Origin of the sequence: Plantibacter sp. MCCC 1A11337 (genome assembly GCF_013349365.1) — a bacterium.
Classification (GTDB): domain Bacteria; phylum Actinomycetota; class Actinomycetes; order Actinomycetales; family Microbacteriaceae; genus Plantibacter; species Plantibacter flavus_A.
Window position 1 is genome coordinate 1 of the sequence record NZ_JABJWX010000003.1, and the last position, 14,264, is coordinate 14,264.

Below are 14,264 nucleotides of genomic sequence, written 5' to 3' on the forward strand. Positions count from 1 at the left end.
AAGCACCTGCGATGACGTTCGTGTGGAGCCCACGGACACCCCAGGCGGCGGGTTCGGTGGTGACGGTCGGTGCGGCGGGGGCAAAGCTGGCGACGTCGCGGATCGTGACGGGCTGCGCGGCGGGTGCTGCCCCCAGGTCGGTGCCGAGGTCGCCGGGCGTGAAGGTGTAGCACTCGTCCGGCCGCATGAGGCTGCAGACCGTCCGCTCACCGTTGGGCCCGTCGGTCACCCCGGGTGGCAACTCGGCCGAACCGCCACCGCCCCCTCCGCCCGTCCCGCCGCCGGAACCACCGCCTCCACCCGATCCGGGTTGCTCGATCGTGCCCCCGATGTCGACCGAACCGTTACCGATGTCGACGCAGCCGTTGCTCCATTGATTGTCATCACTGCAACCGCTAGCAACCGCCTGCTGCACAGGAGCAACGGCGAGCATCAGGGCGGCCAGCGCGAACACGGCCACCACGTTGATTTTCAGCTTGCGCATGCTTCACCCTCGTGCACTGCATCGTGTTCGATGAGAACAAAAGTGGCTTGGCCAGCCTCACCTGGGCCGATCTTCACCGACCAGGTCCGCGTTCGGGGGCGGTCGGGTGCAACGACTGAATTGCCGTTGCTATCGAGAACATCAACTGGAGTGAGATCCATGCACGCCGTTCCAACCGCAATCACCCCAGCGGCATCGGGCTGGGCATACCAATCCGAGACGGAGGTGGCGAGGAGAAGGGGTGCGCCCACGAGAGTCTTTCCCGCAGTAGCGAGTTCGATGAGGCTGCCGTGCTCGAACTCAGCCAACTCGTCTCCGACGATGACGTCGATTCGCTCAACCTCGACGCCCCCTTCGATGAGGATCGTGTTCGAGATCCGCATGAACTCCTGATACGTCTCCGTCACTGCAGCCAGGGCCTGTTCCTCGTTCTCGAAGACCGGCGGAGTGCTCTTCGGAGGGGGTGCCGGCTCTGCTTCAGAGCACGCGGTGAGGGCGAGGAGTCCCATCGTGAGAGCGAGAGCGGGGGCGATTCGAGGCAGGGAGGTCGTTGACATTCCTCGACGCTACGGCCGGTCGAGGAGGCCCTTCGGGTTATCCACAGAGCAGATATGCCTACACCGACATATGTCGCAAATGAGGCCTTCGCGTCAGCGCGGTGCGCTGGCGTGAGCGCACCCCGGAGGACGTGAGCGCGGGTCTCCGGAGGGGCGCACTCACGTCGGTGACCCGCGCTCGCGTCAGCGCACCGCGCTGGCGTCAGGCCCAGGCCGAGGCGCCGCGGTCAGGCGCGGCCGAGCCACCAGGCGGGGGAGGCGGCGATGACCGTGCGGGCCGCCGCGTCGATGTCGTCGAGGTCTCCGGATCGCAGCCACTCCTCGATCGCTGCGACCGTGCCGGCACCGGCGTAGGCCACCAGCATCCGAACGTGTCGCTCGGGCGTGATGCCGTCCTCGCGGGGTGGCGCGATGTGCGGGTGTCGGTCGAGGTGGTGCGCGAGCGCCTGCTCGATCCGTTCGGTGAGAGCATCGCGCAGGGGTCCGATGAGCCGGGGGTGCATGGCGTTGCGGTAGATCGTCGCGTGCTCGGCGACGTGACGCAGGAGGTCGCGCTCGGACTCGTCGAAGACGCTCAGCGTCGAGTCGCTGTGCGCCGGCAGATCGGCGTGCGCCCGGAGCGTCTCATCCAGTTCCTCGCCGAGCACGTCGGCGAGGAGGTGGACGGGCGTCGCGGCGTGACGGTAGAAGGTGTCGCGCGTGATACCCGCCACCCGGGACACTTCCGCCACGGTCACCTGATCGATGCGCTTCGCCGCCGCGAGGGTGTGGATCGCGTCGCGGAGGGCACTGCGGGTTCGTGCCTGACGAGGGTCCATGCGTTCACTCTAGTGAGGCCCGACTGGGCGGCTCGTGCCGCAAGTTGCACCCCGGACCGGAGAGTGCAATACTGCACTTCGTGATGCAGAGTGCAACTTCGACGAATCGGCTGTCCGACCGGATGGCCGCCACCGCTGCGCGGCTGACGACCGTGTCGCGTCGGCTCACGGCCACTCACGGGCTCAACGGCTTCACGATCGAGGAACTCTGCGAGGAGGTCGGCGTCTCGCGTCGCACCTTCTTCAACTACTTCCCGAGCAAGGAGGACGCCGTCCTCGGCGTCGACGAGACCGAGGAGACCGAGCGGTTCGCCACCGAGTTCCTCGCCCTCGGCTCGCGGGGGTGGCGCGCCGTGCTCGACGACTTCATGCTCATCGCGGCCGGTCATGCGGAGCGATCCGGGTTCGGTCTGGCCGAGCACGTCGACTTCCACGCCGCCCTCGAGCGCGAACCCAAGCTGCTGGTCCGCTTCATGGGCCTCAACCGTGAGCGCGAGCAACTGCTCGTCGAGCTCATCGCCACGCGGGAAGGCGTCCCGGCAGACGACCCGCGTGCCCGCGCCTGCGCCGACCTCTTCGGGATGGCGATCAAGACCACGATGACGCGCGTCTTCGGCAGCGGCGTCGCCGAGCTCGGCCAGAGCGGCGAGTTCGACATCGTCGGCTCCATCCGCGACTGCCTGGCGACCTATCGCACCATCCTCGAGCCCGACGACCCCGACGCTGGACCTCCCGCCGCCGCGCCCCAGAACCCCCACACGAACCCCATTCCCCGAAAGGACCTCCAGTGACCGCCGCCACCGCCGCACCCACCGAGGGCCCGATGCTGCTCACCAAGCGCCGCATCTGGATCATCTTCGCCGCCCTCATCGCGGGCATGCTGCTCTCCAGCCTCGACCAGACGATCGTCTCCACCGCCATGCCGACGATCGTCGGACAGCTGGGCGGCGTCGACCACCAGGTCTGGCTCACCACCGCCTACCTCCTGGCGACCACCATCGTCATGCCCGTGTACGGCAAGTTCGGTGACGTCCTCGGCCGTCGTCGGCTCTTCCTCGTCGCGATCGCCCTGTTCACGATCGCCTCCGTCGGCTGTGCGTTCGCGGGCGACTTCACGCAGCTCATCGTCTGGCGTGCCGTCCAGGGCCTCGGTGGCGGTGGCCTCATGATCCTGTCGCAGGCGATCATCGCCGACATCGTGCCCGCCTCCGAGCGCGGCAAGTACCTCGGCCCGCTCGGCGCGGTGTTCGGTCTCTCCGCTGTCGGTGGACCGCTTCTCGGTGGCTTCTTCGTCGACCACCTGACCTGGCAGTGGGCGTTCTACATCAACATCCCGGTGGGCATCGCGGCGTTCGCGATCGCGTTCTTCACGCTGAAGCTGCCGAACAAGAAGGCGACCGCGCCGATCGACCTCCTCGGCGTGATCTTCCTCTCGGCGTTCACCACCTGCCTCATCTTCTTCACTGACTTCGGTGGCGACGCCGCGCACGGTTGGGGTGCCATCGAGACCTGGATGTTCGGCATCGGCATGCTGCTCGCCGCGCTGCTCTTCGTCATCACCGAGGCTCGCGCCAAGGATCCGATCATCCCGCTGTCGCTGTTCAAGAACCCGACGTTCATCAACGCGACCGCGATCGGCCTCACGCTCGGCCTCGGCATGTTCTCGGCGATCGGCTTCGTGCCGACCTTCCTCCAGATGTCGTCCGGCACCTCGGCAGCCGCATCGGGCCTCCTCATGATCCCGATGATGGTCGGCCTCATCGGTACCTCGATCGTCTCGGGGAACCTGATCACCAGGACCGGTCGCTACCGGATGTTCCCGGTCATCGGCACGCTCATCACCGCCGCCTCCATGGTCGCGTTCACGACGCTCACGGCGGACACCCCGATCTGGCTGATCTGCGTCTTCCTGTTCTTCTTCGGCGCCGGTCTCGGCCTGATCATGCAGGTCGTCGTGCTCGTCGCCCAGAACTCGGTGGACGCGTCGATGGTCGGAACCGCGACCAGCACGAACAACTACTTCCGCGAGGTCGGTGCGTCGCTCGGTGTCGCCGTCTTCGGCACGATCTTCACCACGCGGCTCACCGCGAACCTCAAGGACGTCTTCGCGAGTTCGGGAGCCAGTGCTGGGGACGCCTCCAACGCGGCGGCGACGATCGACCCGCAGACGCTCAGCCAGCTCCCGCCAGGCATCCGCGACGGTGTGGTCACCGCCTATGCCGACGCTCTGGCTCCGGTGTTCTGGTACCTGTTGCCGTTCATCGGCGCGGCCTTCCTGCTGTCGTTGTTCCTCAAGCAGATCCCGCTCTCCGACGTCGCCGGGCTGGTCGCCCGCGGTGAGGCCGTCGGTGGAGACGAGGCCGAGTCGCTCGAGGCTGCAGCGCGCGGCAAAGTGCCTGCCTCGACCAGCGGGGCGCCTTCGCTCGACCGGGCCTCGGGTGGCGACGGCGCCGGGGCGGACGCCGATCGCGAGCAGTCGCCGCGGTAGGCCTCAGCGCCACCTGACGCCGGCCCTGGGACGCTTCGTCCCGGGGCCGGCGCCGTTATGCTGACGGCCATCTGAAACTATCTGACATGTGACTTATAGATGCGTATGCTGGAGATGCTCGCCAGAGCCGGTGAGCAGAACGGAGTGGCATCATGTCGAATGCATCAATCCAGGGCCGGTTCGCCGGCAAGGTCGCGATCGTCACCGGGGGCGTGTCCGGCATCGGGGCGACGATCACCCAGCGGCTGGTCGCGGAGGGCGCCTCGGTGGTCGTCGCGGACATCAACGCCGAGCTGATCGCGAGCACCGCCGAGACCTTCGGTGAGCGCGTGTGGGGTCGGCGCACCGACGTCACCGACGAGGCGGACTTCTCCGCGCTGGTCGCCGAGACCGTCGAACGTTTCGGCACGCTCGACGCGCTCTTCAACGTCGCCGGTGGATCACGTGCCGGGACGATCACCGACATCTCCCTCGAGGACTGGGACTTCACGGTCCGGCTGAACCTCTACAGCGCCTTCAACGGCACGCGTCTCGCCGCACGCCAGTTCCTCGCCGAGGGCAAGGCCGGCGCGATCGTCAACATCGCCTCCCTCAACTCGCTCGTTCCGATGCACTTCGGCGTCGGATACACGGCGGCGAAGGCCGGCGCGGTGATGCTCACGAAGCAGGCGGCACTCGAGCTCGGCGAGCACGGGATCCGCGTGAACGCGGTGTCACCGGGCCTCGTCGCGACGCCGTTGACGAAGTCGCTGACCGACATCCCCGGTGTGCAGGCCGCGTACGACGAGCGCATCCCGCTCCGTCGTGCCGCCGCCCCCGAGGAGATCGCCGCTGCCGCACTGTTCCTCGCGAGCGACGACGCCTCGTACATCTCGGGCGACAACCTCGTCGTGGACGGGGCCTGGCAGACCACCGGCTATCCGGACCTGCGGCCGTTCATGAGCTGATCGGTCGCGCTCGCGGTCGTCATCTACCCGCTCGGGGAGACGACCTTGACGCGGGAGTGGCCCGAGGGCCCTCCGGTGGACTCGATGTAGGTCTTGAACGCCTGGAGGGTCCCACGCACGACCCGTCCGGCGAGGCCGAGCGCGGCCGCGGTGCGTTCCATCGCGTTGACCGGCTTCCAGTGCACCGTGACGTCCACGCGGGTCTGCTGCTTGTCGATCGCCTCGAACGCGGCGTCGCCGCTGAACCAGACGTCGCCCTCGATGGTGCGCCAGACCAGGCGCTCCTCCGGGAGTTGCTCCAGGATCTCGGCCAGGAACTGACGCGAGAGCTTGCCGATCGCGACGGTCCAGCGACTGTAGACCTCACCGGTCAGCTTCACCTCGCGCACAGCCGGCAAGAACTCCGGGTACGACTCGAAGTCGACCCACTGCTTGTAGACGGCCGCGATCGGCAGGTCGACGACGATGCTGTGCTGCACGGTCGAGACGCCGTCCTCCGCCGCCCGGGTCCGCTTCGTCGTCTCGTCGGTCTGGGGCCCGTTCGATCCGTCGTCGGGCCCGGCTGCGGTGCTTCCTCGTCGCTTCATTTATCCTTCTTGCCGTTGCCGTTGCCGTTGCCGTTGCCGTTGCCGTTGCCGTTGCCGTTGCCGTTGCCGTTGCCGTTGCCCGTGTCGCCGTTCTTACCCTTGTCCCCATTCTTCCCGGAGTCGTCCCCGTTCCCGTCATCCGTCGGCGTCACCGGTTCGACGGGGGTGACGGGATCGACCGAGCTGGGCTCGGCGGTCGGGGTCGGGGTCGTGGCGGGGGTGGCCGGTGTGAGATCGGCTCGCACCGCCGAGATGGCGGCTCGGATGGTCGTCGCGCGGGCCGCCGAGACAGCCCCGGACGCCTCCGCCTCAGCCAGCTTCGCTTCGAGTGCGTCGAGTGCGCTCAGTGCACCCGTCGTGTCGCCGGCGGCGGCCGCGTTCGCCACCCCGAGCACGCTGCTCTGCAACTGCTGACCGGTCGCGGGCTCGAGGTCGGCTGGCGCCCCGGCGCAACCGCTCAGCAGGGCGACGACGATGAGGGGTGTGGCGATCAACCCGAGTCCAGACCTCCGTCGGTGCCTCATGGCGTCACCTCCCGCAGGAGTTCATCCAGATGCGTCGACAACGGTTCGGGCAGGGTGGGCAGCGTCGGGGCGGGCGGTTGCACCTGGGACACGAGGATCCAGACGACCGCGACGGTGATCACCAGCAGCACGGCCGCGAGGATCAGCCAGCGTCGAAGGCGCCGCGGCTGGCTCACTGCGGCCTGGCGCCGTGCACCGCCGTCGAGACGTCGCTCCGAGCGGCGAGCGCCGTCGAGCACCGCGGTCGGGCCGGTCTCGGCGAGCGTGTCCGCCGTCGGCGCGAGCGGTGTCGTCGCCGTCAGGAGCCCCGTCGATCCCTCCGGTGCGGTGGCGGGCGGTGTCGCCGAGTCGAGCCGTTCGGTCGCAGCCGTGGGTTCCGGGTCTGCCGTCACCAGCGGTGCCGAGGTCGCGACGGTCGCATCCGCCGGGTCCAGCGCGGGATCCATGCCACGGACGGCCACCGCCACCTCGAGGGCGGTGGGGCGCTGGGCCGGTTCGGACGCGGTCATCGCGGTGAGGAGCGACTTCCACTGGTACCCGAGCTCGCCGGGGATCGTCGGCGGCGCGTTCAGCCGCGCCATGAGGGAATCGTGAGTGGTGGTCTGCGGGTAGGCGCGGCGACCGGTCAGCGCTTCGAGGAGCACGAGTCCCAACGCGTACACGTCGGCTGGCGTCGCCGGGTCCGCACCACGGACCAGCTCTGGGCTGAGATAGGCGACCGTGCCCATCAACGAGCCAGGCGCGGTCATCCGGGTGCTGTCGATGAGGTACGCGATGCCGAAGTCAGCAAGCTTCGCGCGATACTCCTGGTGGGGCAGGATCGTCGGTCGCAGCAACACGTTCGACGGCTTGATGTCGCGGTGGACGACCCGCGCCGCGTGCACGGTGTGGAGCGCCTCTGCGAGGTCGACGGCCATCGCGGCGACCTCGGACGACGGAAGCGGCGACCGGGCGATGCGTTGGGACAGCGTCGGACCGTCGACGTGCTCCATGACGAGGTACGAACCGTCGCCGGCGACGACCCTGGCATCGAACAGGGTGACGAGGGCGGGGTGGTTCAGCGACGCCAGCAGGCGCGTCTCCGAAGTGGTCCTGGCGCCGTCGGTCGCATCGGTCGTGCCCGGGCGGAACAGCTTGACCGCCACCTTGCGCCCGAGCACCTCGTCGGTCGCCAGATGGACGGTCGCCATCCCGCCGGCACCGATCGGTCGCTCGAGTCGGTACCGACCGTCGAGGAGCTCGCCGGCGCGAGGCCGCGCGGTAGCCGGGTCGGTCATGGGTGGCGCGGTCGGTCCGGTCGTCAGAGGACGGGGCCGTCGTTGTCGGTCGTGCTGCGGCGGGTGACGCGCTCGCCGCTACCGGGGTCAACGGCGGAGCGCGTGGTCGAGGAGACCTGTCGACGGCGGAGCACGAGCACGAGCGAGATGAGGAACACCACTGCGCCGGCGGCCATGAGGATGTACCCGATGAGCGTGAGGTCCACAGCGGGGACGTCGACGTTCACGGCGAAGGCGAGGATGGCGCCGATGACGATCAGGGCGATTCCGGTTCCGAGACCCATGAGTAGCTCCTCTTCTCGACGACCGTGAGTTCGAGCGGATCGCTCAAGGGGTGTTCACGGACGTCTCAGCCTATTATTGAGTCAATCACGGTTGAGTCAACGGGGGTTGTGTCGGTGGAGTCGCTGGCGGTAAGGGCGTCCAAGTTCGCCGCGCTCTCGGAGCCGGCGCGGCTGCGCATCGTGGACCTCCTGGCGCTCGGTGACCTCTCACCGACCGAGATCCAGCTCGCTCTCGGGATCGGGTCGAACCTCGTCTCCCACCACCTCAGCGTCCTCCAGCGAGCGGGGATCCTCTCGCGCTCGCGATCGGAGTCCGATGGACGCCGCAACTACGTGCGGCTCGTCCCGGGGGCGTTCGACCGCCTCGCGCCCGAACCGATCAGCGCCCCGGCGCGGGTCGTCTTCGTCTGCACGGCGAACTCGGCGCGGTCGCAGATGGCGGAGGCGCTCTGGCGGGACCGCAGCGAGGTCCCCGTCGCATCGGCGGGTAGTCGGCCGGCGAGCGAGGTCAACCCGGGCGCGGTTCGGGCCGCGGCGCGCCATGGCGTCCGGATCCGTCCGAGGGTCCCACGCGCGACCTCGGAGGTCCTCCGGCACGGCGACTTCGTCATCACCGTGTGTAACCGGGCGCACGAGGAACTCGAGGGGAGGGACGACCTGCACTGGTCGATCCCCGACCCTGCCGCGACTGCGACGGACGAGGCGTTCGACGAAGCGTTCCGGGACATCCGTCTGCGCGTCGACGAGTTCGTCAGTCGGCTGGCGCCGGCCGTCGGGTAGGGGCGGGACGCCCTGCGATGGCAGCTGGTCTCGGCACCGACCTCACCCGGCGTCGGGCAGGAGTTCCGGGCACTCGCCGCCGGGCACGGTCGCCAACTCGAAGTGCCAGATCTCGTTCGCGTAGGTCTGGCAGAGGCCGTAGTCGGCACCGTGCTCGATGAGCCAGTAGTCCGCGTCCGTCGCGCCGATGTCGACGGCCGCCCCGCGCGTATGTGAGGAGCCCTCGGGCGTGGCGACGTACTGCCGGGCGGCCGCCTCACTGCCGTACTGGAGGATCGCCTCGTCGAGCAGGTGCTGCTGGTACGCCGTGCTCCGCCAGCCGGAGCTCACGTACAGCGCGATGTCGTCCTGCGCCGCCGCGTCGGTCGCCTGCTGGACGGCCTCCAGGAGGTCCGCATCGAGGTTCGCGATGGCCGGGAGGTCGGTGTCGTAGGCCGAGTACCGGTTCTCCTCCAGCACACCGTCGTCGGCCCCGAACGCGCCATCCGTCGTGGTCGCGGTTCCGGCATGCGCGTCTCCGGACGGCCGCTCGGCCAGCGCGGTGATCCCGCGGGTGATGGTCGGCGCGACGCCCGTGCACGCGACCAGGGCGATCGCGGCGGTGAGGGCGGCGGCCGTGGCGGCGAGGATGACGACGGCTCGGTCGGAGCCTCTGCGGGCGACGGTGCTCCGTCGGCCCGCGCGGCGGTGCGGCTGCTGCTGGTGCTGGATGTCGTGCTGCATGGTTCCTCCTCGGCGGTCGTCGGTGTTCGGCACGCGACGACCGGGCCCCCAGTCCAGCTCGACGGCGGTTGCGCGGGCGTCGGACGATCACCAGACGGTTCCGAAACACGGTGCCGCCTACGATCGACACGACGCCCATCGCGGGCGCCGGAGTGACGCCATCGACGCGTCATCCGTCCCGAACGCCGGAGGTCCCATGCGTGTCCTGATCGCCGAGGACGAGCAGTACCTCGCCGAGAGCATCCTCGAGGGACTGCAGCACGAGGGGCTCGCCGCCGACCTCGTATTCGACGGTGACACCGCGCTCGAGCGGCTCGCCGTCAACGCCTACGACGTCGTCGTCCTCGACCGCGATCTCCCTGGCACGCACGGCGACGACGTCTGCCGCTGGATCATCGCCCAGGAACTGCCCTGCCGGGTGCTCATGCTCACCGCGGCCGCCGACCTCGACGACAAGGAGAGCGGCTTCGAGATCGGCGCCGACGACTACCTGACCAAGCCGTTCGAGCTGCGTGAGCTCGTCCTCCGGCTCCGGTCGCTGGCGCGTCGACCCAAGGCGTCGCTCCCGCCCGTCCTCGAATACGCCGGTGTCCGGCTCGACCCGTTCCGCCGCGAGGTGTACCGCAACGGCCGGTACGTGCGCCTGGCGAAGAAGCAGTTCGCGGTGCTGGAGATCCTGCTTGCGGCCAAGGGAGGCGTCGTGAGTGCCGAAGAGCTCCTCGAGCGCGCCTGGGACGAGCACGCCGACCCGTTCACGAACGCGGTAAGGGTGACGATGTCGACGCTCCGGAAGGTGCTCGGCGAGCCGTGGATCATCCACACCGTGCCGGCCGTCGGCTACCGGGTGCTCCCGCCGGGTGAGGGCCCCGCTGAGACGAGCGGCGCGGACGCCGACGACGAGGGCGACGAGGTGGGCGCATGACCGCCGCTCCGGCCGTCGGTGACGACGCCCGGCCGACGTGGATGACCGCTCGCGTCAAACTCACCGCAACCTATGCCGCATTCACCGTCGTGACGGGACTCATCGCGCTCATCGTCATCAACGTGATCATCTGGCGCTTCCCCGACTACCCGCTCGCGCTGGCGAGCGATCCGAGGCAGTTGTCCGGCATCACGCGCGGTGAGATCCGCGATTCGCTCATCAACTACTCGATGCTCGCACTCATCGCGATGGCCGTGATCGGCACCGGCGTCGGCTGGATCGTCGCCGGACGGGTCCTGCGGCCGCTGCGGGACCTCAACGCGGCCGTGCGCGCGGCGGCGGAGGGCTCGCTCGACCACCGCATCGCGATGACGGGTCGCCGCGACGAGTTCCGCGAGCTCGCCGACCGCTTCGACGACATGCTCGCACGCCTCGAGCAGTCGTTCCTGACGCAGAAGCGGTTCGCGGCCAACGCCTCGCACGAACTGCGGACACCGCTCGCGACGATGAAGATGCTCATCGAAGTCGCCCAGGCCGACCCGGAGGGCCGCGACGTCGACCGCGCGTTGCGGCGGCTGCACGAGACGAACGAGCGGGGGATCGCGATCGTCGAGGCCCTCCTGCAGCTGAACCAGCTCGATCGCCGGCCGATCGTGACCTCGCCCGTCGACCTGGCGGCGGTGGCCCGCGACGCGTCGCAGCTCATCTCGCCGGAGGCCGCGGACGCCGGGGTCACGATCTCGTCGACCCTCCGGAGCACGGCGGTGCTCGGTAATCGTGTGCTCCTCCAACAGCTGTTGACGAACCTGCTGTCGAACGCCGTGCGCTACAACAGCGGTCCGGACGGCTGGGTCTCGGTGTGGGTCGGACCCGACCCGCAGGCGCCGGGACGCGCCGTCGTCGTGGTCAGCAACTCGGGGCCGCTGCTCGACGAGGCTGAGGTGGCGCGGTTCGTGGAGCCGTTCGACCGGCGGGACGCCCGGATGGCGCGGGTCGCCGGTCGCGACCGGGGGAACGGTCTCGGGCTGACCCTGGGTGCGCGCATCGTGGAGCTGCACGGTGGGGTGCTGCGGCTCGCGCCGTTGCCGGCGGGTGGACTCGAGGTGACCGTGCTGCTGCCGGCTCAGGACGCCGACCCGGCCTGAGCCTGACCGCGGAACGAGAGGACACGGAACGACGGAACGGCCGGCCGATCACAGGATCGGTCGGCCGTTCCGGCTGGTGCGGAGGTCACTGCACGGCGCAAGCCCTGGCCTCATCGAACAGGTCCTCCGGCAGGTCCCACACGCCGGTCGCATCCGGGTCCGGGACGTCGAACCCCTGGTCACGCAGGCACTGGGCGCGCAGCCGGAGCTCGTCGGAGATCTCAGCCTTGCTGGGCTGGTCGGGGTTCACCGGCGGCGGGCCGAGTTCGTCGGCGCAGGCGTCGTAGGCCGTGTTCATCGCCTCGCCACCGTCGAGGGTGATCGCGGTACCGGGTTCCGGGTCCGGCACGTCGAACCCCTGGTCGCGCAGGCAGCCCGCGAGGGAGATCGTGTAGTCGTCGAACGCCTCGGCGTACGAATCGACGGTCGAGGGCGATGCACCACTCGACGGGGCCTCCGCGGATCCGGAGCAGGCGGTGAGCCCGAGCATGAGGGCGAGGACGGGGACGGCGAAGCCGATGGCTGTGGGTCGGCGCATGGGTGGTCCTTTCTGACGGGCGACCGGTGTCGGTCACCTGGCCATCCCATCAACCGGCCTGTTCCGTCCTCGTCTCGCGATCACCAGACGTTCCCAACACCCCACCCCTGCCCGCGAACTGTCACCAACGGCTAGTCGGGGCGGCCCGGACCGGCAGCAAGTGACAGTTCGCGGGCAGGGGAGGGGTCAGTTCATGCGTGTGACGATCCAGACGATCAGCGTTCCGACGACGAAGGCGACGGGGATCCACCTCCCGGATCGTCGCAACCTGCGGCCGGATGAAGCGACACCCGGCGGCGGGGTGAGCAGCCCGATCGCGGGTGGGCCGGCCTGAGCGCCGGGTGCAAGCGGGTGCTCCGGAGCTCCGGACGTCTGCGGCTGCAAGCGGTCGTCCCGCCACCGAGCCCACTGGTCCAACTTCGTCATCAGCGCGTCGACGATGCCGAACAGCCAGGCCCAGGTGTCGGGATCGAGGGTCGACACCTCCCGTTTCGTGTACAGGAACAGCCAGTCGTCGATGATCTCCACGTCGAGCTCGGCGGCGTGGTCGATGAACCTCGCCATGATGTCCGGCGTGAACAGGTAGAGCGCGTCGCGTTCGTAGCCTTCGGGGCAGTAGAGCGTGAAGTGCCGGTCGAAGTCGCCTTCCAGGGAGAGTCGCTGGGCCCGTTGGAACGCCGCCGGGAGGTTCGAGCCGAACCCGTTGTTGCCGATCGCGTCGAGCACGATGTTCGGCAGGGGGACGTCGAGCTTCACCGCGACGTATCCCCAGTGGTGGGTCGTCGAACTCTTCCCGTGACGGACCGTGTACCGGTAGTTGCCGAACTCCACGGCGCGGGGACGACCACCCCGCAGCACGTCGGTCGACTGCCGCGACGATCCGATCCCGAAGATCATGCCGGGGAACGGAGGGTAGCTGAGGTCTGCGGTGTAGGTCATCCCGTTGGCCGCGGCGAATTGGGAGAGGCGGAAGCGCTTGATGCGCCTCGTACGCCAGGAGAGGACTGCGAACACCGCGACGGCGGCGGCCGCGAGGAGCCCGATCCCGAGCAGCGGCGTCGGGCCGGAGCCGCCTCGTGAGGGCGAGGGCAGCGTTCCCAACAGGACGAACCCGGCGACGGTGACCACGACGATCGCCGCGAGCAGGCCGATGAACAGCCGGGCGGACGGCGCGCGATGGAACGAGGGCGCTTTCGCCATGGCGTCACGGTCGATGGGGTCGATGAGCGCGCGGGTGTCGATCGTGCCGTCCATCCCCTCACGCTACCTGCCCGCGAACGGTCACCAACGGCTCGTCCGAGCGGTCCGGATTAGCAGCACGTGACAGTTCGCGGGCAGGGGGAGGGATCACATCGAGCGGCGGAGCCAGCTCTCGACGCCGGAGACATGGACCGTGACCAGCGCACGGGTGAGTTCGGTGTCGCGCTTCTCGAGGGCGTCGACGATCGCGTGGTGCTCCTGGAGGGTGCGGGCGACGGCCTTCTCCTCGGTGAGGCCGCGCCAGATGCGGGCCCGGACCGTCTTGCTGCCGAGGGCGGCGAGCAGACTCGCGAGGTAGGCGTTGCCACTCAGCTCGATCACGCGGGCGTGGAACTGCAGGTCGTGCGCGACGAGGTCCTCGACCGTCGTGGACTCGTCGACCTCGTCGACCATGCTGCGCAGCTCGGCGATCCGCTCGTCGTCGAGGTGCTGGATCGCCATCACCGATGCGGAGGGTTCGAGGATGCGGCGCACCTCGAACATCTCGATGAGGGAGGCGTCGGCGTGCATGTCGATGACGAACGACATCGCCTCGTGCAACAGGCTCGGCTCCAGCGTCGTGACGTAGGTGCCGTCGCCGCGACGGACGTCGAGCACCCGGATGAGCTCCAACGCCTTCACCGCCTCGCGGAGGGAACTGCGGGAGAGCCCCAGGGTCTCGCTGAGCTCCTTCTCCGGAGGGAGGCGCTGACCGGGGGTGAGGTCGCCGGCGACGATCATCGCCTGGATCCGCGCGATCGCCTCGTCCGTGACTGCCATGCGACCCCCTGCTCGAGCGAGACGGTCACGTGGAACACCGCCTCGCGCCATGATACATCCGACGTTTCCGCGGGCCGCGCCCCGACCTGCCTCCACGCACCGCCGACACCTGGCACCTTGTGTTACGTCAGGTTGAGCGCCCTCTCGCGGCCCGTCCGATCACTCCCTACT

Annotated in this window: 16 protein-coding genes and 1 pseudogene; 6 read left to right on the forward strand and 11 right to left on the reverse strand. The window is 69.2% G+C overall.

Translation table 11 applies throughout. From position 1 onward, the window contains the following. The 3 genes and pseudogenes from HOW07_RS11780 to HOW07_RS11790 form a co-directional block, all read right to left on the reverse strand. A pseudogene (locus HOW07_RS11780) lies at nt 1–484 on the reverse strand (hypothetical protein); the annotation flags it as partial. Continuing rightward, entirely contained in the window at nt 472–1,041 is a 570-nt protein-coding gene (locus HOW07_RS11785; protein ID WP_175117214.1) for a hypothetical protein, read from the reverse strand. The pseudogene HOW07_RS11780 and the gene HOW07_RS11785, both read right to left, overlap by 13 nt. Nucleotides 1,042–1,268: 227 nt before the next feature. Then, nucleotides 1,269–1,859: a TetR/AcrR family transcriptional regulator gene (locus tag HOW07_RS11790; RefSeq protein ID WP_064296406.1), complete on the reverse strand. Its 591-nt coding sequence runs from the start codon at nt 1,857–1,859 to the stop codon at nt 1,269–1,271. 83 nt (nt 1,860–1,942) lie between these two features. On the opposite strand from HOW07_RS11790, the gene HOW07_RS11795 reads away from it, so the two are divergent. The 3 genes from HOW07_RS11795 to HOW07_RS11805 all read left to right on the forward strand — a co-directional run bounded on the left by HOW07_RS11795 (nt 1,943) and on the right by HOW07_RS11805 (nt 5,294). Further along, on the forward strand, nt 1,943–2,650 hold the full coding sequence (locus HOW07_RS11795) for a TetR/AcrR family transcriptional regulator (RefSeq protein ID WP_175117216.1): 708 nt from the start codon (nt 1,943–1,945) through the stop codon (nt 2,648–2,650). Between the two features lie 32 nt (nt 2,651–2,682). Next, nucleotides 2,683–4,347 carry an MDR family MFS transporter gene (locus tag HOW07_RS11800; RefSeq protein ID WP_175117632.1) on the forward strand — a complete coding sequence of 555 codons (1,665 nt, stop codon included), beginning with the start codon at nt 2,683–2,685 and terminating at the stop codon, nt 4,345–4,347. A gap of 152 nt (nt 4,348–4,499) precedes the next feature. Then, nucleotides 4,500–5,294 (forward strand): SDR family NAD(P)-dependent oxidoreductase, encoded by a 795-nt coding sequence (locus HOW07_RS11805; RefSeq protein WP_175117218.1) that lies wholly within the window; start codon nt 4,500–4,502, stop codon nt 5,292–5,294. Between the two features lie 23 nt (nt 5,295–5,317). Here the strand turns inward: HOW07_RS11805 and HOW07_RS11810 are convergent, their stop codons facing one another. The 4 genes from HOW07_RS11810 to HOW07_RS11825 are packed head-to-tail and all read right to left on the reverse strand — an operon-like array spanning nt 5,318 to nt 7,966. Continuing rightward, nucleotides 5,318–5,881 (reverse strand): SRPBCC family protein, encoded by a 564-nt coding sequence (locus tag HOW07_RS11810; RefSeq protein WP_175117220.1) that lies wholly within the window; start codon nt 5,879–5,881, stop codon nt 5,318–5,320. Beyond that, nucleotides 5,878–6,375 carry a hypothetical protein gene (locus HOW07_RS11815; RefSeq protein ID WP_175117222.1) on the reverse strand — a complete coding sequence of 166 codons (498 nt, stop codon included), beginning with the start codon at nt 6,373–6,375 and terminating at the stop codon, nt 5,878–5,880. Before HOW07_RS11815 ends, HOW07_RS11810 begins: the two co-directional genes overlap by 4 nt. 26 nt (nt 6,376–6,401) lie before the next feature. Then, the gene (locus tag HOW07_RS11820; protein ID WP_175117223.1) at nt 6,402–7,682 is read right to left on the reverse strand and encodes a serine/threonine-protein kinase; all 1,281 of its coding nucleotides are present in this window, start codon (nt 7,680–7,682) and stop codon (nt 6,402–6,404) included. Between the two features lie 23 nt (nt 7,683–7,705). After that, on the reverse strand, nt 7,706–7,966 hold the full coding sequence (locus HOW07_RS11825) for a DUF6458 family protein (protein WP_064295666.1): 261 nt from the start codon (nt 7,964–7,966) through the stop codon (nt 7,706–7,708). Between the two features lie 114 nt (nt 7,967–8,080). On the opposite strand from HOW07_RS11825, the gene HOW07_RS11830 reads away from it, so the two are divergent. After that, complete coding sequence (locus tag HOW07_RS11830; protein WP_371743664.1) at nt 8,081–8,746, forward strand: metalloregulator ArsR/SmtB family transcription factor; 666 nt, start codon at nt 8,081–8,083, stop codon at nt 8,744–8,746. 42 nt (nt 8,747–8,788) lie between these two features. Here the strand turns inward: HOW07_RS11830 and HOW07_RS11835 are convergent, their stop codons facing one another. Next, the gene (locus tag HOW07_RS11835) at nt 8,789–9,469 is read right to left on the reverse strand and encodes a M15 family metallopeptidase (RefSeq protein ID WP_175117227.1); all 681 of its coding nucleotides are present in this window, start codon (nt 9,467–9,469) and stop codon (nt 8,789–8,791) included. 196 nt (nt 9,470–9,665) lie between these two features. Between HOW07_RS11835 and HOW07_RS11840 the strand changes: the two genes are divergently transcribed. After that, nucleotides 9,666–10,391 (forward strand): response regulator transcription factor, encoded by a 726-nt coding sequence (locus HOW07_RS11840; RefSeq protein ID WP_175117229.1) that lies wholly within the window; start codon nt 9,666–9,668, stop codon nt 10,389–10,391. Next, on the forward strand, nt 10,388–11,536 hold the full coding sequence (locus HOW07_RS11845) for a HAMP domain-containing sensor histidine kinase (RefSeq protein WP_217485301.1): 1,149 nt from the start codon (nt 10,388–10,390) through the stop codon (nt 11,534–11,536). The genes HOW07_RS11840 and HOW07_RS11845 overlap by 4 nt, the downstream gene beginning before the upstream one ends. 85 nt (nt 11,537–11,621) lie before the next feature. Here the strand turns inward: HOW07_RS11845 and HOW07_RS11850 are convergent, their stop codons facing one another. The 3 genes from HOW07_RS11850 to HOW07_RS11860 form a co-directional block, all read right to left on the reverse strand. Further along, complete coding sequence (locus tag HOW07_RS11850; protein ID WP_175117231.1) at nt 11,622–12,074, reverse strand: hypothetical protein; 453 nt, start codon at nt 12,072–12,074, stop codon at nt 11,622–11,624. A gap of 186 nt (nt 12,075–12,260) precedes the next feature. Then, on the reverse strand, nt 12,261–13,328 hold the full coding sequence (locus tag HOW07_RS11855; protein ID WP_121292559.1) for a hypothetical protein: 1,068 nt from the start codon (nt 13,326–13,328) through the stop codon (nt 12,261–12,263). Between the two features lie 93 nt (nt 13,329–13,421). Then, entirely contained in the window at nt 13,422–14,093 is a 672-nt protein-coding gene (locus HOW07_RS11860) for a FadR/GntR family transcriptional regulator (protein ID WP_064295672.1), read from the reverse strand. Nucleotides 14,094–14,264: the final 171 nt, after the last annotated feature.